Source organism: Chitinophaga sp. GbtcB8, assembly GCF_019091455.1.
Lineage (GTDB): Bacteria > Bacteroidota > Bacteroidia > Chitinophagales > Chitinophagaceae > Chitinophaga.
Map to the genome: position 1 here is coordinate 1 of NZ_JAGXJN010000047.1, position 23,813 is coordinate 23,813.

General features: G+C 49.1%; 19 protein-coding genes and 1 riboswitch. Of the genes, 8 read left to right on the forward strand and 11 right to left on the reverse strand.

The window, feature by feature from the left end; all coding sequences use genetic code 11:
• The 3 genes from KVT36_RS28195 to KVT36_RS28205 all read right to left on the reverse strand — a co-directional run.
• The coding region (locus tag KVT36_RS28195) for an efflux RND transporter permease subunit (RefSeq protein ID WP_217606783.1) at nucleotides 1-1,067 on the reverse strand (1,067 nt) is incomplete at its 3' end.
• 167 nt (nucleotides 1,068-1,234) lie between these two features.
• On the reverse strand, nucleotides 1,235-1,564 hold the full coding sequence (locus KVT36_RS28200) for a hypothetical protein (protein ID WP_217606784.1): 330 nt from the start codon (nucleotides 1,562-1,564) through the stop codon (nucleotides 1,235-1,237).
• Nucleotides 1,565-1,912: 348 nt separating this feature from the next.
• The gene (locus KVT36_RS28205) at nucleotides 1,913-2,686 is read right to left on the reverse strand and encodes an SGNH/GDSL hydrolase family protein (protein ID WP_217606785.1); all 774 of its coding nucleotides are present in this window, start codon (nucleotides 2,684-2,686) and stop codon (nucleotides 1,913-1,915) included.
• 98 nt (nucleotides 2,687-2,784) lie between these two features.
• Between KVT36_RS28205 and KVT36_RS28210 the strand changes: the two genes are divergently transcribed.
• Nucleotides 2,785-4,026, forward strand: a complete 1,242-nt coding sequence (locus KVT36_RS28210) for a dicarboxylate/amino acid:cation symporter (protein WP_217606786.1) — start codon at nucleotides 2,785-2,787, stop codon at nucleotides 4,024-4,026.
• Between the two features lie 48 nt (nucleotides 4,027-4,074).
• Here KVT36_RS28210 and KVT36_RS28215 read toward each other — a convergent pair whose 3' ends face one another.
• The 3 genes from KVT36_RS28215 to KVT36_RS28225 all read right to left on the reverse strand — a co-directional run bounded on the left by KVT36_RS28215 (nucleotide 4,075) and on the right by KVT36_RS28225 (nucleotide 8,318).
• Entirely contained in the window at nucleotides 4,075-5,418 is a 1,344-nt protein-coding gene (locus KVT36_RS28215) for an amidohydrolase family protein (RefSeq protein ID WP_217606787.1), read from the reverse strand.
• Complete coding sequence (locus KVT36_RS28220) at nucleotides 5,415-6,599, reverse strand: PLP-dependent aspartate aminotransferase family protein (RefSeq protein WP_217606788.1); 1,185 nt, start codon at nucleotides 6,597-6,599, stop codon at nucleotides 5,415-5,417. Before KVT36_RS28220 ends, KVT36_RS28215 begins: the two co-directional genes overlap by 4 nt.
• Nucleotides 6,600-7,085: 486 nt before the next feature.
• Nucleotides 7,086-7,199: riboswitch (SAM riboswitch) on the reverse strand.
• 189 nt (nucleotides 7,200-7,388) lie between these two features.
• Nucleotides 7,389-8,318 (reverse strand): NAD-dependent epimerase/dehydratase family protein, encoded by a 930-nt coding sequence (locus KVT36_RS28225; protein WP_217606789.1) that lies wholly within the window; start codon nucleotides 8,316-8,318, stop codon nucleotides 7,389-7,391.
• 136 nt (nucleotides 8,319-8,454) lie between these two features.
• Between KVT36_RS28225 and KVT36_RS28230 the strand changes: the two genes are divergently transcribed.
• From KVT36_RS28230 to KVT36_RS28250, 5 genes are all read left to right on the forward strand, one after another.
• Nucleotides 8,455-9,078, forward strand: coding sequence for a TetR/AcrR family transcriptional regulator (locus KVT36_RS28230; RefSeq protein ID WP_217606790.1), 624 nt, complete (start codon nucleotides 8,455-8,457; stop codon nucleotides 9,076-9,078).
• 50 nt (nucleotides 9,079-9,128) lie between these two features.
• A complete protein-coding gene (locus tag KVT36_RS28235; protein WP_217606791.1) occupies nucleotides 9,129-10,502 on the forward strand; it encodes a TolC family protein in 1,374 nt (457 codons plus the stop codon).
• Between the two features lie 55 nt (nucleotides 10,503-10,557).
• Complete coding sequence (locus KVT36_RS28240) at nucleotides 10,558-11,622, forward strand: efflux RND transporter periplasmic adaptor subunit (protein WP_217606792.1); 1,065 nt, start codon at nucleotides 10,558-10,560, stop codon at nucleotides 11,620-11,622.
• 42 nt (nucleotides 11,623-11,664) lie between these two features.
• Complete coding sequence (locus tag KVT36_RS28245; protein WP_217606793.1) at nucleotides 11,665-14,703, forward strand: efflux RND transporter permease subunit; 3,039 nt, start codon at nucleotides 11,665-11,667, stop codon at nucleotides 14,701-14,703.
• Between the two features lie 141 nt (nucleotides 14,704-14,844).
• Nucleotides 14,845-16,107 carry a YdcF family protein gene (locus tag KVT36_RS28250; protein ID WP_217606794.1) on the forward strand — a complete coding sequence of 421 codons (1,263 nt, stop codon included), beginning with the start codon at nucleotides 14,845-14,847 and terminating at the stop codon, nucleotides 16,105-16,107.
• Nucleotides 16,108-16,118: 11 nt separating this feature from the next.
• Here KVT36_RS28250 and KVT36_RS28255 read toward each other — a convergent pair whose 3' ends face one another.
• A complete protein-coding gene (locus KVT36_RS28255; protein ID WP_217606795.1) occupies nucleotides 16,119-17,630 on the reverse strand; it encodes an ADP-ribosylglycohydrolase family protein in 1,512 nt (503 codons plus the stop codon).
• A gap of 160 nt (nucleotides 17,631-17,790) precedes the next feature.
• On the opposite strand from KVT36_RS28255, the gene KVT36_RS28260 reads away from it, so the two are divergent.
• Nucleotides 17,791-18,387 carry a porin family protein gene (locus KVT36_RS28260; RefSeq protein ID WP_217606796.1) on the forward strand — a complete coding sequence of 199 codons (597 nt, stop codon included), beginning with the start codon at nucleotides 17,791-17,793 and terminating at the stop codon, nucleotides 18,385-18,387.
• 94 nt (nucleotides 18,388-18,481) lie between these two features.
• Here KVT36_RS28260 and KVT36_RS28265 read toward each other — a convergent pair whose 3' ends face one another.
• Nucleotides 18,482-19,888 (reverse strand): putative oxidoreductase C-terminal domain-containing protein, encoded by a 1,407-nt coding sequence (locus KVT36_RS28265; protein WP_217606797.1) that lies wholly within the window; start codon nucleotides 19,886-19,888, stop codon nucleotides 18,482-18,484.
• A 16-nt stretch (nucleotides 19,889-19,904) separates the two neighbouring features.
• Nucleotides 19,905-21,302, reverse strand: a complete 1,398-nt coding sequence (locus KVT36_RS28270; RefSeq protein ID WP_217606798.1) for a Gfo/Idh/MocA family protein — start codon at nucleotides 21,300-21,302, stop codon at nucleotides 19,905-19,907.
• Between the two features lie 412 nt (nucleotides 21,303-21,714).
• On the opposite strand from KVT36_RS28270, the gene KVT36_RS28275 reads away from it, so the two are divergent.
• A complete protein-coding gene (locus KVT36_RS28275) occupies nucleotides 21,715-22,374 on the forward strand; it encodes a hypothetical protein (protein WP_217606799.1) in 660 nt (219 codons plus the stop codon).
• Here KVT36_RS28275 and KVT36_RS28280 read toward each other — a convergent pair.
• Together KVT36_RS28280 and KVT36_RS28285 are read right to left on the reverse strand one after the other, a co-directional pair.
• The gene (locus tag KVT36_RS28280) at nucleotides 22,316-23,059 is read right to left on the reverse strand and encodes a metallophosphoesterase (protein WP_217606800.1); all 744 of its coding nucleotides are present in this window, start codon (nucleotides 23,057-23,059) and stop codon (nucleotides 22,316-22,318) included. The genes KVT36_RS28275 and KVT36_RS28280 overlap by 59 nt on opposite strands.
• Nucleotide 23,060: 1 nt before the next feature.
• Nucleotides 23,061-23,807 carry a nucleotidyltransferase gene (locus tag KVT36_RS28285; protein WP_217606801.1) on the reverse strand — a complete coding sequence of 249 codons (747 nt, stop codon included), beginning with the start codon at nucleotides 23,805-23,807 and terminating at the stop codon, nucleotides 23,061-23,063.
• Nucleotides 23,808-23,813: the final 6 nt, after the last annotated feature.

Here is a 23,813-nt window from a genome sequence, read left to right on the forward strand (position 1 = left end):
ACAAACACTACTATCAGCGCGCCTTCCAGAAGGTTGCGCTCTACAGTGCCGATGGCGTTCTCCACCATTTTGGTACGGTCCAGGAAAGGATCTATGATCACACCTTCCGGTAAGGTTTGCTGGATCTGTTTAACCCGCTCTTTGATGTTGCGGATCACGGCATTACTATTGGCGCCTTTTAACATCATTACCACGGCGCCGGCAACCTCACGTTCACCATTATACGTCATAGCGCCGTAACGGGTAGCATGGCCCAAACGTACTTCTGCCACATCCCTTACCAGCAGCGGCGTACCGTTGACGGTATGTTTGATCACGATCTTACTGATATCGTCCGGGCTTCCTACCAGGCCTTCACTGCGGATGTACAGGGCAACAGGCCCTTTTTCAATATAGGCGCCGCCGGTGTTCTGGTTATTGTTTTCCACGGCGGTAAACACATCATTGATGGTAATACCCTGTGCACTGAGCTTTTCCGGCACTACTGCTATTTCATATTGTTTCAGGTAACCGCCAAAGCTGCTCACATCCGCCACACCTTTTACGCCCAGCAATTGCCGGCGTACTATCCAGTCCTGTATGGTACGCAGCTGCATGGGATCATATTTATCCTCATATCCTTTTTTGGCCCGTACCGTGTACTGGTATATTTCTCCCAGGCCGGTTGTAACGGGCGCCAGCTCCGGCATGCCCAGCCCCTGCGGGATCTGCGCCTGTACATGCTGCAGGCGCTCTGTTACCTGCTGGCGTACCCAGTAAATATCTACATCATCCTCAAATACAATGGTTACTACGGATAAGCCGAAGCGGGAAAAGCTGCGCATTTTTTTCAGGCCGGGAATGTTGCTGGTGGCCTGCTCTATGGGAAATGAGATGAGGCGTTCCACATCCGGCGCGCCCAGCGAAGGGCTTACCGTAATTACCTGTACCTGATTATCTGTAATATCCGGCACCGCATCAATGGGCAGCCGGGTTACTTCATAAACGCCATACCCAATAAGGGCCAGCATACAAATACCCACGATCAGTTTATGACGGATCGAAAAACGAATAATATGGTTAAGCATGATTGTTCGATATGCAAATATGCAGATATGCAACTGTGCAAATGAGTATACTGTAGCGCTCATTTGCGGTTTGCAAATTCAGTAATAGAAAATGGATACAATGGGAATGTGCTAACAGCTATGTGCGTACAGCGTGTATTACACCTGCACATTTGCCTATTTGCACATTAGCACACTGGCTTCGGAGGCTGGAAAATATCAGGATGGTAAATAAGCGGGTGAAAGCGGTTGATATAAGCGGGATATACCACTACTACCTGGCGGTGTGTGGCTATTGTTAATTGTGGTTGTGAGGGGGGCGGCGGTACCGGGCTGGCATTGGTTACATGCTCATGTGATTTGAAGGGCAGCTCCATATCACGCTCCCAGTCTTTGTCTTTAACATCGCCGCTGAAATAGTGCTCTACTACAAAGCCCCATACGGAAGTGCCGGGTTTTTCGGCCCGGTGCTCATTTAAGTGTGCAAAGAACACAGGGATCTTGACGAGCTCGATCAATTCCGTCGTGTTACACAAGTAAATGGTGAGTAGTAATATGCTGATAGCGCGATGCACCGGGCAAAAGTAAGTAAAAAAGCAGAAAGCGGAAAGGATAAAGCAGAAAGCCGGGGAGTACTGAGTAGCTTAAAGCGCAAAGCAGAAAGCAGAAAGCCAGGGAGTACTGCACCTGGGAAAGCGAACAGGTTAAGGAAAAGGTGAAAGCGGAAAGCATAAAGCTTAAAGCGAAATTTTGCGCGGGGATAATGACTAATTAAAAAGCAAAAAGCATTGAGGCAGCTGGGCTTTCTCCCTTCTCCTTTATGCTTTATGCTTTATGCTTTGCGCTTTATGCTTTGCGCTTTAATCTTATTTAACAGCTTCCCTCCACGCGGTAGCCATTAAGCTGGCGCCGGCTACGCTGGGGTGTACGCCGTCGCCGGTCCAGTAGGAACCGGGGGCTACTTTCTGTGCTTTATCAAAAATGCTTTGATAAGGTATGAATACGGCGCCAAAGCTGTCGGCTATTTCGCGGGCGGCCTTACGGTAATCATTAAATGCCGGGAACCATTTATCATCAACAGCTTTTACACCATTTACGGCAAAGGGCTCACCGATCACGAACTTCACATTGGGCAGCTTTTCCCGGGTGCGGGTCAGCAATGCTTTATAATCATCGCTATATTTCTGTACGGTGCCGGTATAACCGCCGGTAAGGGTATGCCAGTAATCATTTACGCCTATCAGGATGCTCAGCACATCGGGTTTAAGGTCCAGGCAATCAGCATCCCAGCGTTCTGCCAGCTGGTATACCTTATTACCGCTGATCCCTTTATTATAGATCTGCAGGGTTTTATCCGCATGTTTTTCCAGTAAAGCGCCGGCTGCCAGGAAAGCGTACCCATGGCCCAAAGCGCCGGCATCATTTGCATTCGTGCTATCGCGCTTACGGCCTACATCGGTAATAGAATCACCCTGGAAAAGAATAACGGCATTTTTCTTCAGCTCAATTTTAGCGGCAGCAGGTGCATTACGGCGTTCCGCAGCCATTGCGGATGTTACAATTTCCTGTAAGCTCATGGCCATTACACTGCCTAAAGCGGCTTTCTTCAAAAAATTTCTGCGATCAGATTGTGGAATCATATGATTTCGGATTTACGATTTTACAGTTTAGATTTGGATCGTGGCGAATGCGTATCCCGGTTATAAATCTAAAATCTAAAATCGTAAATCTAAAATTAATGGGCGCTTTTCTCAAAAACTACGGCAATATTATATGGCTATTGGCGGGTATTATTGCCGGCAGTGTACTGGGATTGGTGCTGGGGCCGCGGGTAACCGTGCTAAAGCCTATTGGCGATATTTTCCTGAACCTGTTATTCACCGCGGTGATACCGCTGGTGTTCTTTGCCATTTCATCGGCCATTGCCAATGTAGACCGTACCCAGAAACTGGGCCGCGTAATGTCCGTGATGGTAATGGTGTTTGTGGGTACGGTGCTGGTAGCGGCTTTCCTGACCATTGTGGCCATCTGGATCTTTCCTATTCACCAGCAGGTAAGCGCGCAGCCAGGTGTTACGGAAAATATACAGGCGTTAAGCTTAGGGGAGCAGATCACCGCCCTGTTAACCACCAACGAATTCTTTGAGCTGCTATCGCGCAAAAGCATGCTGCCACTGATCATATTTTCTGTAATGATAGGTTTTGCCGTGTTAAGGGCCGGCGATGCGGGTGAACCTTTCCGCCGTTTCCTGAACAGCGGTAACGAGGTAATGAAAAGCCTTATTATTCTTATCATGAAGCTGGGACCTATTGGCCTGGGCGCTTATTTTGCCTACCAGGTGGGCATCCTGGGTCCGCAGCTTTTTGGATTATATGCGCGGTCTATGGCGCTGTATTACGGCTTTTGCCTGTTCTATTTTGTGGTGCTGTTCAGCGTATATGCGTTTATTGCAGGTGGTATAGGGGGTATTAAAAGATACTGGAAAAATAACGTGGTGCCTTCCCTTACAGCGGTGGGCACCTGCAGCAGCATAGCCACCATTCCGGCTAACCTGGATGCTGCTAAAAAAATGGGAGTGCCGGACCATATCAGCAATATTGTGATACCGCTGGGCGGCACGCTTCATAAGGATGGATCCAGCGTTTCCTCCATTGTAAAAATCGCAGTGGTGTTTGCCATGTTCGGCCGCTCACTGAACGGAGCAGATACTATACTTTTAGCATTAGGTATTACCGTTATAGTAAGCATGGTAGAAGGCGGCGTACCTAACGGCGCATATATTGGCGAGCTGTTAATGGTATCTGTTTACGGATTTCCACCGGAAGCCTTACCCCCGGCCATGATCATAGGCACGCTGGTAGACCCGATGGCCACCTTGCTGAATGCTACCGGCGATACGGTGGCGGCTATGATGGTGACGCGCTTTGTGAAGCGAAAAGCAGAAAGCGGAAAGCAGAAAGCTATCGAAGCGGTTGTTTGACCCGCTGCATTGCATTGAGCGTTCAGCGTTAGGCATTGAGCGTTTCGCTTACTTAGCCAGCTTCTTCCCTCCCCTCCATACTTCCACTATTTTACGGGTATTGCGGATGTCCTGCGATGGGTCGCCGCTGAGTACAATGAAGTCGGCCTTTTTGCCGGGCTGCAGGGTACCATAGTCGCTGTCAATGTGCAGCATTTGCGCACCATTACGGGTGGCGGCGGTAAGCACTTTCAAAGGAGTCATGCCCGCTTCTGTCATGAGCTGCAGCTCCAGGTGTTCGGAAAAGCCCTGGGCGCGCACAGGTTGTGCGCCGGAGTCGGTACCCATTACGATCTTTACGCCTGCGCTGTCCAGCTTGTGCAGGTTACGCTGCGCAGTATGAAAGGCATTTATTTTCTTTTGCCGGTTAGGATCATCCTGCTGCTGTTTTTTATAATCGGCGCTAATCAGCATTTCCCACACGCCGGGTTCCAGGGAGGCTTTAAACAAAGAATCGTTTAGCCATTCGGGTTGGTCGGCATACGCGAAGTTAAAATCATCAATGCAGAGGGTGGGTATGTAATAAGTGCCTTTGGCCTTAATATCGTTTATGATAGCTGCGTCTACTTCCTTGTCGCGGATGCTGTGTGCCAGCACGTCCACACCAGCTGCTACCAGGCGGCGGGCATCTTCCAGATAATATACGTGTGCGGCTACACGTAAACCTTGCTTATGCGCTTCTGCAATGGCAGCTTCATATACAGCGGGCTGCAGCCTGGGCTGGGTGCTGTCCCCATCTACCCACATCTTCACAAAATCCACCTTCAGGGCGGCCAGCTGCTGAATGGCTTTTACTGCTTCTTCCGGCGTTTGCGGGCGTAAAGCTTTGTCGGCAAAAGCGGCGGGCGGGGTACCGTCTTTAGCGGCTAAGCCATAACCTGCGGTATAAAAAGTAGCGCCGGGCAGCTGTCCATGCTGTGAGGCATTACGCAGCGGAAAAATGATCTCCCTGTCTGTACCCAGGCTTAATACCTGGCTAATGCCAAAGGATTCATATTTCTTTAGCTGGCGGATAATATTGCTCTGTGAATAATTCTCCGGCCCTGCCTTGTTGCCTTTAAGCAGGCCCAGGTGCCCATGCCCGTTCACCATAGACGGCATCACCGTTTTACCGGTGCCATCTATTACCCGCGCATTGGCCGGGGCCGGGGCGCCGGGAGCTAAGATCTTTTTTATACGGTCGCCTTCCAGCACCAGGCTTACCTTCTTTTTAGGAGCAGCGCCGGTGCCATCTATTAATGTAATGTTCTTCAGCACTATACTGCGTGTGGTGGCAGCAGGCGCCTGCTGCGCATTCACATGGTATACAATAACTAACAGGAGTATCAATACTAAATAGCGGCGTAGGTTCATAAGATGTTACTTGTTGATAACACCGAAGGTAGCTTTTTCTCTGCGCTTTTAAAAGCCTGCTCAAGGTCGGTTATAAGGTCATCTGATTCTTCCAGGCCTACGGACAGGCGGATCAGGCTATCCGCTACACCGGCGGCGCGGCGTTTTTCGTCCGGGATGGATTTATGCGTCATGCTGGCGGGATGGCATAACAGGCTTTTAATACCGCCCAGGCTTTCGGCCAGCTTAAAGTAATGAGTGCTGGTTACAAAGGCCTGTGCCGCTTCGTCCGTATCTTCTTTTAACGTAAAGGATACAATGCCGCCAAAACCTTTCTGTTGTTTTTTTGCCAGCGCATGGCCGGGGTGGGATGAAAGGCCGGGGTAAAATACTTTATCTACCGCAGGGTGCTGCTCCAGGTACTGCGCTATGGCCAGGGCATTGGCGCAATGCTGTTTTACGCGCAGGTGAAGGGTTTCAATACCCCGTATCAGCAGGAAGCTGTCGAACGGTGAAAGGATGGCTCCGCAGGCATTCTGATAGAACTTAATTTCTGCACCCAGGGTTTTATTACGCGTTACCACCACACCGGCAATCAGGTCGCTATGTCCGCCTAAATATTTGGTGGCGCTGTGCACTACTATATCTGCACCCTGTAACAGCGGTTGCTGCAGCACTGGTGAGGCAAAGGTATTATCCACACATAACCAGCATTGATGCGCTTTTGCGATGGCGGCTATGGCGCTGATGTCGGAGATCTTTAATGTTGGATTGGTGGGCGTTTCCAGCCATATTAAACGGGTGGCGGGTGTAATGGCATTTACTACGGCCTGTAGATCAGCGGTATCTACATAATGCACCTTAATACCAAACTTCTCATACACCTTGCTGAATAAACGGAAAGCACCGCCGTAAATATCGTCTACCGCTACAATCTCGTCGCCTGCCTGCAGCAGCTTTAAGATAGCGTCAATGGCTGCCAGGCCGCTGGAAAATGCAATACCGGTTTCCCCGCCTTCCAGCTGTGCTACAATGTTTTCCAGTGTTTGGCGCGTAGGGTTGTTGGTACGGGCGTAGTCAAAGCCTTTGTTCACGCCGGGTGCTTCCTGCACGAAGGTGGAGGTTTGGTAGATAGGTACGGCGATAGCGCCGGTTAATTCGTCTACGGGGATTGAGTGGATTAGTTGTGTGATTGTGCTCATATTCTTTTTTTAGTTTAAAATTTTCTTTTGTTCCTTTTTCTTTGTTCCTTTTTGCTTCCCCAAAAAGGAACGCAAAAAGGGGACCGCAACCGGTTACCGCCCGGTTGCGGGGTGGTACGTTGATTGGGCTGTGTGCTACTGTGGTGCCAAGCGTTTGTGCCTTGATACCAACGCGGATCAGGCGAAGACCATAAGATATCAACGCGATGGGCAGGCAATGCTATACGCTGAGCTATAGCGGTGCCGGGCATTTGTGCCTTGATAGCAATGCAATGGATCAGGCAAAGGCCATACGCTGTTCGGTAGCACAGAACGTAGCTAATACTTTTTAATACTTATTTAATCCTTATCAGAAAGGTGAGCAAGACAGGTGGGTGCCAGTTTACGGGAGGCCGGTTTATGGATTGCCATAAAACAAAAAAACTCACCTGATAGCCAGGTGAGTTTCTCTTTATTGTACAAAACCTTAAAGTAAACTTAGTACTGGGCTTATCTTTCCCGGTATTACCGGGATGGATGTAGCACCTTGCTCACCGCGTAAACGGTGGCTGGTTGCTAAGGCTTCGCAGGGCCATTTCCCTCTGCCTTTCTTGATAAGTGATCGTAAAGAACTGGTGCAAAGATACAGGCGGGATTGAAATCTCCAAAAAAAATTTTGGCCACTCCCCTCCCGTTAACATCTGATTAGGGCCTTAATACCGCTAACAATCGTAATCTTGCGCCACAACAAATTGTAGTGTAAATTCTAGGCAAAGTTATAAAACCGCCCATTCCTGGGTGGTTTTTTTATTATTGCTTGGCTGCGGCGATAGTAGCTTCAATCCCTTTTTCGTAGGTGCTTGGCTGATAGTTAAAATAAGCATTGAACTTGGTTGAATCAAAGATGTACGGGTGATTATTCTGGTACAGCATTTCATGCAGCTCGCCAATAGTAGTATTAAAAAGGCCGGCCATCTTCACCATAAAGCCACCCAGTTTTGAATAAGCCGGTTTTACCTGCAGCTGCTCCGCTATCAGCGCGGCATACTGTTTACCGGTAAGGGCGGGATTATAAGTGGGCAAATGCCATACCTGGTTATCGCTGGCCAGTGTTTGTCCCAGCAGGTACATGCCTTTGCCGGCATCCGGCGTGTAGGTGTAACTGTGAGGCAGCTCGTCATTACCCAGCCACATTCCTTTTTTACCTTTTAGCATATTGTTGATGAGCAGGTTGTTAAGAATGCCCGTGGTATCAGCGCCAGGGCCATAAAAATCCGCTGATCTTGCAATGCTGGCCTGCAGGTTGCCTGCTTTTACTTCGTTCATTAAGCGGGTGGCTATCTGCGCGCGGATCTCGCCCTTTTTGCTGATGGGGTTATACGGTGTATCCTCTGTCATAGGCCCGTTCACCAGGCCATACATATATACATTATCAAAGAAGATGAGGCGGGCATTGGCAGCTTTGCAGGCGTCTATGGCATTCTGCATCACCTTAGGCCAGGAGGCGGCCCACACCTTGCGGTCATACACCAGACCGGCGCACAGGTACACCACGTTTGATCCGCTTATGGCAGCTTTGGTTTGTTCATAATTGGTAAGGTCTGCTGCGGCTATATCTGTTTTTGCAGAAAGGGCTTTGGGCTGACGGCTTACCAGCTTTACTGATTGTCCGTTCTTTAGCAGCTCTTTTGTTAACTCTGTGGCAATGACGCCGCCGGCGCCCAGGATGGTGTGTGTCATAGTGGTTAGTTTCCTTTATTATTGATAGTTGAATGGCCTGACGGTTTAAAGACGAATGAAGATAAATATTATTGTATGAAAATTTATTTGGATTACTGAACACTGTTCAGTAAGTTTGCATCGTAAACAAATTAACATGGGCATCGCAGACAGAAAGGAAAGGGAAAAGCTGGAAATGAAACGGCTGATCATGGAGGCATCTATGCGCATGTTCCTGGAAGTAGGTTATGAAAAAACCTCCATCCGCAACATTGCTGAAAAAATAGAGTATAGTCCTGCTACCATATACCTGTATTATAAAGATAAGGACGAGCTGTTGTACGATCTGCAGGCACAGGCTTTTGAACAGCTGTTTGAGGTATTCAAGGAAAAAGCCACCAGCAGAAGCCCGATGAAAAAACTAGAGCAGATTGCCAAGGCATATGTGCAGTTCGGCCTGGAAAAGCCGGACCTGTATGACCTGATGTTCATTATCCGCTCACCCATGAAAAAATTGGAAAGGGAAGATGGCAGTGAAGCCTGGGATAACGGAGCTAGTTGTTTCAACTTTTTACTGGAGGTGATACAGCAGGCCATTGACCAGAAACTGCTGAAATTTAAGGATAGATCTGTGGCTGCGCTGTCTATATGGGCTATGGTACATGGCCTGGTATCGCTGAATGTGCGCTGCCGTTTGAAAGTGATGGACATGGAAGAGGATGGGATTGTTGGTGCAATTGATGTTACCATTGATGAATATTTAAAAATGATAAAAATCTAAAGGGGAATTGGCTTCCCTTTTTTTTGCCCAAATACTAAACAGTGTTCATTATGTCAACGAAGGTAAAAAGATTATTAACAGTCATATTAATTGTGCTGGTTAGTGTGGCTGCTTCTCCCGCGAAAGCCCAATCAGGGCCGCTGGAGCAGTATATCCAGGATGCTTTTGCTCATAACCAGGCCTTACAGCAACGGAACTTTCAGCTGGAAAGATCATTGTACGCCCTGCAGGAAGCCAGGGGCATGTACCTGCCGCAGGTAAGCCTGCTGGGTACTTACACCAAAGCCAGTGGCGGCCGTACCATTGACATTCCTACCGGCGACCTGATGAACCCTGTGTATGCCACGCTGAACCAGCTTACCAATTCGCAGAAATTTCCCAACATCGAAAACACATCCGTACAGCTAAGCCCGGATAACTTTTACGATGCCAAACTGCGCACCTCCCTCCCACTGATCAACTCAGAAATATGGTATGCCAATAAGATCCGGCAGGAGGATATTACCCGGCAGCAGGCAGCAGTAAATGTGTACAAACGCCAGCTGGTGAAAGACATTAAATCAGCTTACTATCAATACTTCCAGGCAGTACGCGCGGTGGACATTTATAACAATGCATTGCTGCTGGTACAGGAAAACATCCGCGTAAATCAGAGCATGTTACGCAACGGTGTACGTAACAGCACAGCGCTTACCCGCTCGCAAACAGAACAGGAGAAAACCCTGGCCGCCATTACCGCTGCCCGTAACAACCAGCAGAATGCACGCGCTTATTTTAACTTTTTACTGAACCGGCCCTTAACAGATAGTGTAGTAATAGACAGCGCGGCGCTGGCCGTAACAGAACGTGCATCCGTTAACGTGAATACTGATATCAGCGGCCGGGAAGAGCTGCTGCAAATAGATAAAACCCGCAGCATGGCCCTGTTACAGCAAAAAATGCAGCAAAGCACTTTAGTGCCCAAGCTCAGCACCTTTCTGGACCTGGGCTCACAGGCTTATAACTTTAACTTCAACAGCGCATCGCGCTATTATATCTGGGGGCTTGACCTGCAGTGGAACATTTTTACCGGCGGGCAACGGCGTAACCGCGCCAAACAATCGGCCATGGACGCCGCTACTGCCAAGGCTGCGTATGATGAAACTGCACAGTCGTTACAGCTGGAGCTGAACACTGCCTCCAATAACTACCGCACTGCACAAAGCAATTATAACAGCGCACAGATCCAGCTGCAATTAGCTGAAAAATATTACCGCGATCAGCTGAAGGTGTATAAAGAAGGACAGCTCCTGTACATAGAGCTGCTGGATGCGCAGCAGCAGCTAACCAATTCCCGCCTGGAATCTTTACAGGCATATGCAGGGGTGCAGGTGGCGCAGGCGGAGATTGAGAGAGCGGAGGCCAGTTACCCGTTGAGGAATTAATAATGAATGATTAAGCATTAATAACGATACCATTCTAACAATAAACTTTACTGATATGAAACCGCTCCATGCCATACTGCTGCTGATAACCGGTGCTGCACTGTTCAGCTCCTGTGGCAGTCCAACTACTGCTTCTGAAATACCTAACACCACGGTGATACCGGTGGAGCTGCAGCCACTGAATGCAGAGGCTCGCGCCATTAACATCCCGGTATCCGGGCAGTTCACTACAGATGATGAAGTGCTGCTATCTTTTAAAACCGACGGTATTATACAACGCATCCTGGTAAAAGAAGGAGATGCCATCCGCCAGGGGCAAACCGTAGCTACGCTGAATCCTACTGAAATTGATGCACAGGTACAACAGGCGCAGCTGGCATATGAAAAGGCCCAGCGCGATCACCAACGCGCCAATAACCTGTACAAGGACAGTGTAGCCACCCTGGAACAATTGCAGAATGCCAAAACAGCTTTGGACATTGCACAGCAACAGCTGCGCACAGCACAGTTCAACCGCAGCCATTCAGTAATTACCGCACCGCGTAATGGTTATGTGCTGCGCAAGCTGGCCAGTGAAGGACAACAGGTAAAATCCGGCACCGCAGTGCTGCAAACCAACGGCGCACAATCCGGTAACTGGATGCTGCGGGTATCTGTAAGCAATAAGGAATGGGCGGCTATCCATTTACAGGACAGCGCTGCTGTAGAAGTAGAATCCGTACCCGGTAAAACCTTTCATGGTATGGTATCCCGTAAGGGCGAAGGTATAGACCCTGCCACCAGCTCGTTCCAGATAGATATTCATTTAACGGGCGAGAAGCCGACAGCTATTGCCTTTGGCATGTTCGGCAAAGCTGTGATACACCCGCATAACAGCGGTAACACCAGCGCCAGCGGCCCCTGGGCCATCCCCTATGACGCCCTGCTGGACGGCGATGGCGGCAGCGGGTATGTATTTATAACCAACGACGGCAAAACTGCTAAAAAAGTAAAGGTAAACATCGCCGGTATGGAAAAAGATAAAGTGATCATTAGCGAAGGGCTGGAAGGCGCGCAGAGCCTGATCATTTCAGGGAGCGCTTATTTAACAGATGGAAGCAGCATCCGTGTTGCGAAGTAAAAAGCTTTCTGCTCAATCAATTTAATTCTTCAAACTACCAACATGAAAATATCAGATTATGCGGTAAAAAATTACCAGTTCACGCTGGTGATCTTTATCATGATCATTGTGCTGGGTGTGGTTACCCTGCTGAACATGCCCCGCTCAGAAGACCCGGAAATGCACTCCCCTGCCTATACCGTAATAGTGGTGTATCCCGGCACCAGTCCTAAAGATATGGAGGAGCTGGTGGTAGATCCCCTGGAAAAAGAAATATACGGGCTGGAAGATATTAAACGCATCCGCTCCACCATCAGCGATGGATTAGCTGTGCTGCGTGTTGAATATAAATACAGCAGCAACGTGGATAATAAGTACCAGGAAATTGTGCGTACGGTGAACAATAAACGCCGTGACCTGCCGCAGGACAATATCAGCATTGACATTCAAAAGCAGCAACCCTCTGATGTAAACATTGTGCAGTTAGCGCTGATCTCTGAAAATGCTCCCCGCGACAAGCTGAAATACTATGCAGAAAACCTGCAGGATGAGCTGGAAAAACTGCAGCCGCTGAAGAACGTAGAGATCTTTGGCCTGCCGGAACAGCAGGTACGTGTGGAGCTGGACCTGGAAAAGCTGGCGCAGCTGAACCTTCCTATTGCCAATGTGATCAACAGCCTGCAGAATGAAACCATCAACATTCCTGGTGGCAGCATTGATGCCGGTAACCGCATCTTTAACATTAAAACCAGCGGTAATTATCATACCATGGAAGAAGTGAAGAACACCATTGTGTACACTTCCAACGGGCGTAACCTTTTCCTAAAAGATATTGCCAATGTGTACTATGGTTATGAAGATGCTACCTATCAAACGCGCCTGAACGGCTTCCGCTGCATATTTGTAACAGCTGCACAAAAGGAAGGTGAGAACATCAGCAAAACGCAAACCGTTTATAAACCGGTTATAGAAAAGTTCAAAAAAACACTGCCTAAGAATATAGACCTGGTACAGAACTTTGACCAGGCCAGTAATGTAAACCGGCGTTTGAGCAGCCTGGGAGGGGATTTCCTCATCGCTATTTTACTGGTGGCCATAACCTTACTGCCATTGGGTTTCCGGCCCTCGCTGATCGTAATGATCTCTATCCCGTTATCGCTGGCCATAGGTGTTATTTTGCTGCAATTGTTCGGTTATAACCTGAACCAGCTAAGTATTGTGGGCCTGGTAGTGGCGCTGGGGCTTTTGGTGGATGATAGCATTGTGGTGGTGGAAAACATTGAACGCTGGCTGTTGGAAGGGCATACGGCGCTGGAAGCTACGTTAATGGCCACCAAACAGATAGGCATGGCCGTAGCCGGATGTACGGCAGCGCTGATCATTGCCTTTATGCCGCTGGTATTTATGCCGGAAGGTTCCGGCGATTTTATCCGCAGCCTGCCGCTTGCAGTAATATTCAGCGTACTGGCGTCTATGTTAGTATCGCTTACGATCATTCCTTTCCTGGCCAGCAAGCTGCTGCGCAAACATACCGGCCACCCGGACGGCAACATTTTCATGCGTGGCCTGAAACGCCTGATACATGGCAGCTACGCCCGTTTCCTGGATAAAGCCCTGCAACGGCCCGTGCTTACCATTGTGATCACAGTCATCATTTTTGGCGGCTCTGTTATGCTGTTTGGCGTAGTAGGCTTTGGCCTGTTCCCTGCATCGGAAAAACCACAGTTCCTGATCAATATTACCGCTCCGCCGCAGTCCAACCTGCAGTACACCAATAATGTAGCAAAGGATATTGAAGCTGTGCTGCGCAAGGAACCGGCTGTGAAATACTTTGCCACCAATGTTGGAAAAGGCAATCCGCGTATATACTATAACGTGATACAGGAAAATGAGCATACTGACTTTGCAGAGATCTTTGTGCAGCTGGATGAGCATACCAACCCCTCAGATAAGCTGGCGCTGATAGAAAAGCTGCGTCACCAATGGACGCCCTACCCCGGCGCCAAAGTGGAAGTAAAGAACTTTGAGCAGGGCCCGCCGGTAGCGGCTCCTGTGGAGGTGCGCCTGTTTGGCGAGAACCTGGATACCCTGCGTGCACTGGCCGGCAAAGTGGAAATGATGCTGCAACGCACTCCCGGCACCATGTATGTTGATAACCCGGTAAGCCTGTTAAAAAGCGATATCCGTGTAGCTATACAACCTGAAAAAGCGCAGCTGCTGGGCATTCCCTCTGTGAACATTGACCGTACCGTGCGGCTGGCCGTATCCGGCCTGAATGTAGGCAAGTACACCGATAATAATGATAACGACTATGACATACTGCTTACCCGTGCACATGAAGGCCGCCCCACGCTGGACGTATTCCGTAACCTGTACGTGAGCAATATGCAGGGCAAACCTTTCCCGCTGGGACAAGTAGCGGAGCTTACGCTGGAAACCTCGCCGGTGAACATTAACCACCAGGAAAAACGGCGCGTGGTATCTGTAAAAGCCTTTGTACAAAAAGGTTTCCTGGTAGACCGGGTCATTACAGACGTAATAGGAAAAATGGATAAACTGGTTCTGCCGGCCAGCTACAGCTACGAGATGGGCGGCGAGGTAGAATCGCGGAATAACTCCTTCGGCGGTTTTATGAGCATTATTATTGTTACCATCTTCCTGTTCATAGCAGTACTGATCCTGGAATTCCGCACGTTCAAAAGTACGCTCATTGTACTGTCGGTGATACCCCTTGGAATGGTGGGCGCTGCTGTGGCACTGTGGCTCACCGGCAACTCGCTTTCTTTTGTGGCCATTATTGGTATGATAGCCCTGGCAGGTATTGAGGTGAAGAACACCATATTGCTGGTAGACTTCACCAACCAGCTGCGGGAGCAGGGCAAATCGCTGGAAACCGCCATCCGCGAGGCCGGCGAGGTACGCTTCTTACCCATTGTATTAACTTCTTTAACGGCCATTGGCGGTTTAATACCCATTGCCATTTCCAGTAACCCGCTGATTGCGCCGCTGGCCATTGTATTAATTGGTGGATTGATCAGCTCCACCCTGCTTTCGAGAGTTGTAACACCAGTGGTGTATAAGCTGATGCCACCGAAGGTGTAGCCATGTAAATGTGCTGATGGAAAAATGTGCTGATGTGCCAGTTATATTTACCAGCCCATCAGCACATTTTTTTTGTATTTTGGCGTACGGATGGCATTTCATTTGCACATACATTCCTGCACATCCGCACATTAATTTTTTATGATCTTCCGGAAACTATTACTCTGCTGCGCCCTGGCTGGGGCAATGCCGGCAGCGCTGCAGGCACAGAACCAACCGTCTTTTGACCCTGCTTACCAGTTTGTACAAAGCGGCAACCTGGTGCAAGACAAAAACTTTTACCTGCTTACCCTGCTGGAGCAGGAACCTACCCTGCACAAGGCCGTGGAACGTAATAAGATCTTACAGCAGGTTTATAAGCAACAGCTGAAGGAGGTGGATAAAATAACAGACAGCTGTAAGAATGCCGCCTGTTTTGCCACTCCCCTGCTGTTTGACGGCAATGAGATCAAAGCAATTGGCAACGCGTTGGAACAGGTGTATAAAACGCAGCCCGCTTTCCGCGCCACCTTGCAGCAACACCTGAAACCCAGCGGCGCTTTTATGCGTTATGAATCCCTGCCGGATGTAAAGATCCTGGAAGAGCGCTGGCGGGAAGAAGCCAATGGGCTGAACTACATCCTGGTTGCCTATACCCGGAACACCGGCCTGCGCTACCCGCGCATAGATTCCGCCATGTACAATGTGCACAGCGATATGTATACCAGCGCGGTCAGGAACATACTGGTAACTTACAAACAACACCCGGAAGCATCCGGCTTGTTCTTTACCCCTACCCTGCATTTAGCTATGGACCTGCTGCAGCTGAATAAAAAAGATCATGCAGCCCGGCATGAACCCATGGCCCTTACCAATCAGAAAACGCTGGCACAGCTAAGCAGCGTGCAGTGGGATAAATTTGATTATTCGGCCATCCTGGTACTGGGTGCAGGCCCGGATGATGATGCGCCGATCAGTGTAATGAACAAACTGCGCTGCCGCACTGCTGCGGATGTTTACCAGAAAAATAAAGCGCCGTTTGTGATCGTATCCGGTGGGTACGTGCATCCGTTTGGAACAAAATACAGTGAAGCCATAGAAATGAAACGTTTCCTGGCAGATAGCTGTGATGTGCCCGAAACGGCCATCCTGGTGGATCCGCATGCACGGCATACCACTACCAACCTGCGGAATGCCAACCGCATATTATTGCGCAACGGTTTCCCAACAGATAAAAAAGTATTGTGCACCAGCAGCAAGGCACACCTGATCTATGTGGCCAGCGTGTTCTTTGAAAAGGTATGTCTTAAAGATATGGGCTACCTGCCCTACCGCAAGCTGCGGCAGGTGGATGATCTGAGCATTGAGTATTACCCGGTGGCGGAGAGCCTGCATGAAGATCCGCTGGATCCGTTGGATCCGTGATGATGTGAAGATTATTTTTTGCTGGTATAAACCAGGTATTCAAAAGTGTTAAGGCTGTTGTTTGGACTGGGATTAAGGACCTTTATTTTTACCTGGTGTTTTTTGTCAGGCAATTGGTAATTCCAGCACAGGTCATTACTGCGGCTTTGAAAGCTGGTGGGCAGCGCTATGGTAGCGGTTTTGCTGCCATCAATATATACTTCCATGGTAATGCTGCTATCCGGCACGTTGGGCCCTTGCTTACGGGCATCTCCCTTTAAAACAAAACCCGTTCCTTCAAAATCAAAGGAGAGCTCCTGTACATGGTCTTTGTAAAGCGGTATACGGTCTACCGGATGCAGGCCTTCAAAACTTTGTTCCAGGCGCACAGGCTGGGGAGTTTGCACGGCAATGGTCACCTGCTCATTTGCTACCTTACCGCCGTTACGGCGTATCATTTCCAGGGCATGTTTATAGCTGGTGTTATATACTTTATTGAGGGAGGTGCCGGTGTATTTAAAATCCAGTTCTTCTGCTGCCTTTAACCCCATTTTCCAGTAAGCAGGTATACGTTTATATCCCAGCATAGCACCCAGGATACCGCCGGCAGATGAGGGGTTACAATCTGCATCCTGCCCCGCCCTGGTGGTTATGTCCAGGGTTTTAGTGAAATCTCCGTTGCCATATAATAATCCCAGCACAACATAAGCTGCATTGACCTTGGCATCTATATCAAAGGCATTAAACACGCCATCGGGGCAACCATTTTCGCTGGACCATTTCTGCTGGATCTCGTACCAGCTGCGGTGCCAGTCGTCCGGGTACTGCTGGTGCCAGCGGATCACGTCTTCAATACACTGGCGGAATGTACTTTTTGCCGGTACGGTTTTCAGCGCTTCCGTAACAATGTATTGCATATCATCGGCAATAAACGCCAGCGAGTACATGGCGCCTATGTATACACCGCCATACCAGCCATCCCCATAGTTCATAATATGGCCTACCTTATCGCTGATGGCCGATGCTGTGTTAGGCATACCCGGGCTCATTAAACCGGCAAAATCCGACTCTATCTGGTAATCAATATCATCTGCATGAGGGTTGTTGGTCCAGTGGCCGGACGCGGGTGCTTTAATACCCTGCAGGATATTATAACGGGCCGACTGGTTGGCATGCCACAGCATATAACCGGCACGGGCAAACGCCTGCGCAAAAGAATCTACCGGGGCATCCAGCCCGGCGCGGTCCAGCACTTCCACAAAGGTGAGGTCCATGTAAATATCATCGTACAGGCCGGGATTTTCCAGCATGGTCTTTTTCAGATAACCGTCATACCAGCGCAGGGGCTGATAGTCCTGTATGAAGGTGCCATTGAAACGGAATTCGTAAGGCCCGCCAAAAGTAACGCCAATAGTTTGCCCTGCCCAGCCGCCCATGATCTTATCTCTGAGCGCCTGTTGGGAAAGCGTTATGGTAGAAGATTGCCGTGTTGTGCAATGAAACGAAAGGCAGGCAAATGCGATCCATACTATGGAGTATCTCATTCCGTGGAATTTAGGAGGTTTAACTATGGATAATTTAAGGAAAAAACATCAGATCATCCATAAATTTCCCCTTATGGTGGGGGTAAACGGCCGGATCATCTATTAAGTGTTACATAGTGTGCTGTGGTACCCCATATTTGTATCTCTATTTTGCATATCTATGATCAAGAAACTATTTACAGCTATTACCGGCCTGTTATTGGTGGCGGGTGTTTCCTATGGACAAAAGCTTCATTACGGGTTAAAGGCCGATCTGCAATTCACCAGTCTTAATGGTAAGGGAATGCAGGGCAGCTTTAATCCCGGGTATGATGCGGGTATTTTCCTGGAGTATAATATTACTTCCAAATGGGGTATTCAGCCGGAGGTATTGTTCTCTCAGTTCAATAATAAAAAGGATGATGATTTCCTGACGTATTATGTGAACTCCGGTAACAGCAGCGCTAAATCTTCTATAAAGCTGAGCTACGTAAGCATACCCGTGCTGCTGGCCTACAAAGTGAACGACCTGTTCACCCTGAATGTGGGGCCGCAATTCAGCGTGCTGGTATATGATAATGAAGATATATTACTGAAAGATAAAGCTGCTTTTAAGAACACCGATTATGGCGTGGCGGCAGGCTTAACCCTGCATGTATCGCAGGTGCGTTTCTATGGCCGTTACACACTGGGCCTGGGGAATATTAATAATATTGATGACCGCTATAAATGGCATAGCCAACAGATACAGTTGGGATTGGGAGTAGCTATTAAATAGCGTAAAGCTGAAAGGATAAAGCAAAAAGCTATTGGAGCGGACAAGGGATTTATGGCAAGCACCCATCCGCTTCAATAGCTTTTTGCTTTCTGCTTTATCCTTTATGCTTTGAGCTTATTTCCAGCGCCTTTGTAGTAGTATAATATTTAGCGATCATGCCCGGTACTTCCCAATCCGGCAGGCTGCCGCCTTTCAGGTACTCCATATAACGCTGCAGCACCTGCGCAAAATGCGCTTCGTGGCCTACCTTATATTTAGCAGGGATCACGATCTTGAAACCCTGTTTACTTTTTTCCAGCGATAGGCCGGGGTACTTGCTTTCCAGCTGCTTTAAAGCTGCCTGCAGGTGCTGTTCCAGGTCTGCGGCCTTGGTTTTACCTACCGCCTCTACGTATAAAGTTGGTTCAAACTTTTCATCCTTTCCCTGGCGGATCACCAGGTTGCTGTTAGTGCCGCGCAGCATGGAATAATGCGTGTCACCGCTGCCTTCAGGGCCTGCATATTGCCATAGGGCGGTTACTTTTACATGCACGCCTTTAAGCGTGTAACGGGCTTCACCGTTAGCATGTACGTTCAGCACCGTGTCTTTGGCAAATGGCTGCAGAAAATCCGGGAAGCTATCCAGGCCGGTGATGGTGCGGAACTGGGATAAGGTGATGGGCGTAGGCCAATGACGGGCGCCCTGTAGCTGGATATCTTTTTTATAATCCAATACTACTGCGGGAAAACATTCCCATTGCACCAGGTCAACCAGATGGGTGCCTACATCCACAATGGCATCGCCCTGCTGTGCAGGATCAAAGAACCAGGCCGGCCGGGTAAGGGCTTTGCCGGATACATATTTGTAGAAATTGTGCACGCTTTCCATTACCACGCCGGGCTCTTTATCCGTGCCCTGCTGTTGCTCACCAAAAACGTCGTGTATGCGCGACAGTTCGCCCTGCAGGGTGTTGGTGATCTCTGAGCGCTCCGTCATAATATCATAGAGCAATACCTTTTTTGCTTTGGCATCCTCAAACGTTTTTTGCAGCGTGGCAAAACCTTCGGAGCTAATGGCCATGGGCTTATCGGCCAGTACGTTCATACCGGCTGCCACGGCCTGCTGTATGTATTCTGTTTTGCGATGGTTGTTACCTGCCATTACCACTACATTCCCTTTCTTTTCCTGCACCATTTTTTCCAGGAAATCCGGGCCTTTGTACACATCCTCCTGCCAGTGGGTAGGCGCTTCCGTACGGGTGTTGTACTGATCAATGAAACGCAATTGTTCTTTCAGCTCCGGACCGTCCGGTGCATATACATGCACTACAGAATCTATACCTGGGCTCATAGATTTTTGCACCAGCGCCGCGTGAAAGTGGCCGGGATCCAGCGTTATGAGCTTAATGTCCGCTTCACTTGTGGCAGCAGTTTCCTTTTCTTTTTCCTTTTGTCCGGTGTTGCAGGCATTGTTCATCATGCTTAACACTAATAGTGATGTTACGATCTGTTTTTTATTCATGGTTCGTCTGATTGCTTTATAATGTATAAGGCCAGCGCTGCGGGCGGGTGAGCATTGCATTGGCGGCATCGTCGTTCTTAAAACGTTCATTCACCGGGTCCCAGTACAGCTTGCGCTGCAGCTTCATGGCAGCATGGTTCAGCAGGCAAATGGTACAGGCGCGGTGGCCTACTTCTATGGGCGTGATGGGCGCTTGGCGGGTAGCTATACTATCCAGCCAGTTACCGTGATGGTCTTTGGTATCGTATAAATGCACCCCGCTTGCCGGTATCACGGTACTGAGTATACGCGGATCGCTTGCTTCCAGCGCTTTCGTATTCTGGCCCTTTGCTACCGGATCGCTGGAAGTAGCGGCGTAGTTGCCACGGGTAACAAAGATCCATCCTTCTGAGCCTACAAATTTTACCCCGTTTGGGTAATCATTACTGGCCAGCACCTTTACCCCATTGGCAAAGATAGTTTCTGATTTAAAAGGGCCATGCACATCCCATAAATTACCGGCAGGCGGAAACTGGGCGGTGGCACTTATTTCCACGGGACCGGTATATTCCGTATCCAATCCCCAGTTTACAATATCAAAATGGTGAGCGCCCCAGCCGGTGATCATACCTGCGCCAAACTGCTCGCAGCGCAGCCAGCCGGGACGTGAAAAATCGGCCTGCGGGTGCACCCGTTTTTCTGTGTAAGGCACATAGGGCGTTTCACCCAGCCATTTCTCATATAACAAGTTGGCGGGCAGCGGCATTTCTTTTTCCACCGTGCTTTCTTTGGGATCGTCAATGGGAAGGCCTACATATACCGTATGCACTTTACCAATGGCGCCATTACGCACCAGCTCACAGGCCTTTTTAAACTGCGGCATAGACCGTTGCTGGCTGCCTACCTGCAGTATGCGGCCGCTGCGGTGCACTTCGTCGCTAAGCAGCCGCCCTTCTGCAATGGTTAAAGAGGCCGGCTTTTGCATATATACGTCCTTACCGGAGCGTACAGCATGTATGGCGGGCATTACATGCCAGTGATCCGGTGTGCTGATAAGCACTGCATCCACATCTTTATTGTTTAACAGCTCCTGGTAATCTTCGTAGGTTTTCACACCATCGTAGGGTTTACCGGTTTTCTTGCTGTAATAATCGTTCACCAGTTTTTGCGCGGCTGTTACGCGGTTGCTGTCCAGGTCACAAACAGCTATGATCCTTGCCTGGTCGTACTTCCATACACCGGGCATATCATGCCCACGGGATATGCGGCCGTTACCAATGGCGCCAATGTTAATACGGTTGCTGGGGGCATATTTGCCTAATACATGGGCGGGCACAATAGTAGGAAAATTGATAAGGGCCAGTGCGCCGGCGCCTTTTACAGCGTTTTTCAGAAAACGCCTGCGTGTGGAATGATGGTTTTCCTGTTTTTCCATGGGTTATTGTTTTAGGATGCAGTGAGAACTGCTTTTCATACGTGGTTTGATCACTAGCGGGGGAGAAAATACAACATTTATGGGAAAGGTGGTAATGAGGGGTGAGAGTAGGCTCTGACCAGGGATGTACACGAGTGGGACATGGACCGGACATGAGAGGGACATGGATGGAGTGCGCTTTTACCCAGGGTTAAATGAGAGTGTAACATGGGAAGGACACGGGAGAGCAGCGCATAAAAGTAGGGAAGGATATGTAAGTGAGATAGTATGGAGTAGGAAAGATGGAGCGCTCAAAATGTGCATTTTCGTTCAAAATGTTCATTTTCGCTCAAATGTGATCAAAACGTTCACTTCATTTGGGTAGTTCTGTGAGGGCCTTTATTTTTGCCGGGTACACCAAAATTATATCGTTATGGCAAAACAAGTTGGTCCTGTTTTCCTGACAGGCACTGTAGGTAATATTACCTATTACAAAATGGACGGGCAATATTATGCACGGTCCAAAAGTTCATTAAGCCGCAAGCGGGTAAAGCGTTTCCGCAGTTTTAAGCGCACCATGGAATATGCGGACTGGCTGGCACAGGCGTCTAAGATAGCAGCGGCTATTTACCGGTTATTTCCCCGTAAAACAAGGCAGCATGATGATTACCGGACCATTACCGGTCAGGCTATGCAGCTGTTGAAATCAGGTGTGGAAAAGGCAGTTGTACAAGAGCTGCTGGAAAAGGAGTACCGGCATAAATTTGATCCGGAATTAGCTGGATATATTGATCTGGATCAAGAAACGGGGAAGGGTGAATTACAAAATGCTGTGGATATGCCCATACAACAAACAGCTGGCGCCGGCATGCCTTCGCCCAAAACAAGCAGGCGTTTGCAATACTACAATATAAGGGGCGAGAAAATACAGCGGAGACAAGGCGGATGGACAGTTATACCAGAAACATGCGAAACACTGCCTGCATCCGCGATTCAGCCAAACGGTCAACTGATATATGCTGAAGACACGGCACTTACACCTCCATCAGGTAAAACGGGCATTTGTAACCTTCACGCACCAGCACCGGTTTAGATACATTAAATACTTTTACACCACCCGGCGCTTCCCCAGCCAGGGTGCCCATATGCGCATGCCCGTGAAAAGCGGCCAGCACTCCCCTCCTGCTTAAAGGTTCTGCCAGGCGGGATGAGCCCAGGAACGGGAAGATCTGCTCCGGTTCGCCCATTACTGTGGCTTTTATAGGCGAGTAATGCATAACAGCTATCTTCTTTATATCTGCATGCTCCTGGTCCAGGCGGGCCAGGGCGCGGTCCAGGTGAAGGGTTTCATCTACTGTTTCCTGCACAAAGGCTTTCATAGCGCCTTCGCCAAAAAATGACAGCATATGGTTATCAAACCCGCCGCCAAAACCTTTGATACCGGCAAAACCCACGTTTTGGATCACCACGGCTTCCCCATCCAGCATCGTTACATTATGGTGCTGCAGCATGATCTGCCGGATCAGCTTATGACGGCCTTTTTCATGATCATGATTGCCTAACACGGCTACCACGGGAATGGTGCAGGCTTTCAGCTCTTCTACCAGCACCTGTGCTTCAGATTCATCGCCGGTATCCGTAAGGTCGCCGCATAAAAGCAGCACATCGGCCTTTTGGGATACTTCCTGGAAGAATGGGATCCAATTCCCTTTGTCTGATTCACGAACATGAATATCGCCTACTGCTGCAATGCGTGTTTTTCCGGATGCTACTGCCATGCTATACGGTTTTAATGGTGTATGATCTATAGTCCCAGTCTTTCACATCTACCTGGTATTGCGTTTGGTCTATCATAGGCCCGCGGCAAACGCGTTCTAGGGGAGCGGGCAATTCGTATTGTTCCTGCGTTCTCTGGATCAGCTCATCCAGCAGCCATTTGGGAACAATGTCGCGGTGATCTGCCGGGTACACGAACTGGAAATTGATCAGCTGTGATAACAGTAAATGCCAGTGCTGATCCAGGCGGGTAAGCAGGCGTTGCCAGTTCAGCTCCTTCCCGTATTTGAGTATGACGTGATTGATATCTGCCCCATCAAAACGCTCCCGGTTCTGCACATAACTCTTACAATAGATCAGCTCTTCCGGCGGTAATAATTTCACCTTTACGCCGGTAAATTCTGCTTCTGGCGCGTATTCAAACCAGCTATCATCTACATGGAATATGTTGGCGGGGGAAGCAAAGATGATGTCAACAAAATATTCGCCTTTGAACACTTTTGCCAGCCAGCGAACATCTGTTAACTCTGTGCGGTAACCTTCCTTAGCTGCAAAAAGCTTCAGGATGGCCGGGTAATCGGCGGGCGCACAAAAAATATCCAGGTCCTTGGTATCCCGGTAAATGCCGGTGTAATGGAACATGGCAAAGGCGCCGCCCAGCATAAAGGGCACGCCGCTCCCCTGCAGGTGCAGTAAAGCTTCTTTATAAAATACGTGCGAGGTATTGTTTTGGTGCTCTTTTGGAATCATATATGG

Coding starts and splice junctions, on each gene's coding strand:
- KVT36_RS28205 (WP_217606785.1), bottom strand. CDS start 2,686: ATGATTCCACAATCTGATCGCAGAAATTTTTTGAAGAAAGCCGCTTTA.
- KVT36_RS28210 (WP_217606786.1), top strand. CDS start 2,785: ATGGGCGCTTTTCTCAAAAACTACGGCAATATTATATGGCTATTGGCG.
- KVT36_RS28215 (WP_217606787.1), bottom strand. CDS start 5,418: ATGAACCTACGCCGCTATTTAGTATTGATACTCCTGTTAGTTATTGTA.
- KVT36_RS28220 (WP_217606788.1), bottom strand. CDS start 6,599: ATGAGCACAATCACACAACTAATCCACTCAATCCCCGTAGACGAATTA.
- KVT36_RS28225 (WP_217606789.1), bottom strand. CDS start 8,318: ATGACACACACCATCCTGGGCGCCGGCGGCGTCATTGCCACAGAGTTA.
- KVT36_RS28230 (WP_217606790.1), top strand. CDS start 8,455: ATGGGCATCGCAGACAGAAAGGAAAGGGAAAAGCTGGAAATGAAACGG.
- KVT36_RS28235 (WP_217606791.1), top strand. CDS start 9,129: ATGTCAACGAAGGTAAAAAGATTATTAACAGTCATATTAATTGTGCTG.
- KVT36_RS28240 (WP_217606792.1), top strand. CDS start 10,558: ATGAAACCGCTCCATGCCATACTGCTGCTGATAACCGGTGCTGCACTG.
- KVT36_RS28245 (WP_217606793.1), top strand. CDS start 11,665: ATGAAAATATCAGATTATGCGGTAAAAAATTACCAGTTCACGCTGGTG.
- KVT36_RS28250 (WP_217606794.1), top strand. CDS start 14,845: ATGATCTTCCGGAAACTATTACTCTGCTGCGCCCTGGCTGGGGCAATG.
- KVT36_RS28255 (WP_217606795.1), bottom strand. CDS start 17,630: ATGAGATACTCCATAGTATGGATCGCATTTGCCTGCCTTTCGTTTCAT.
- KVT36_RS28260 (WP_217606796.1), top strand. CDS start 17,791: ATGATCAAGAAACTATTTACAGCTATTACCGGCCTGTTATTGGTGGCG.
- KVT36_RS28265 (WP_217606797.1), bottom strand. CDS start 19,888: ATGAATAAAAAACAGATCGTAACATCACTATTAGTGTTAAGCATGATG.
- KVT36_RS28270 (WP_217606798.1), bottom strand. CDS start 21,302: ATGGAAAAACAGGAAAACCATCATTCCACACGCAGGCGTTTTCTGAAA.
- KVT36_RS28275 (WP_217606799.1), top strand. CDS start 21,715: ATGGCAAAACAAGTTGGTCCTGTTTTCCTGACAGGCACTGTAGGTAAT.
- KVT36_RS28280 (WP_217606800.1), bottom strand. CDS start 23,059: ATGGCAGTAGCATCCGGAAAAACACGCATTGCAGCAGTAGGCGATATT.
- KVT36_RS28285 (WP_217606801.1), bottom strand. CDS start 23,807: ATGATTCCAAAAGAGCACCAAAACAATACCTCGCACGTATTTTATAAA.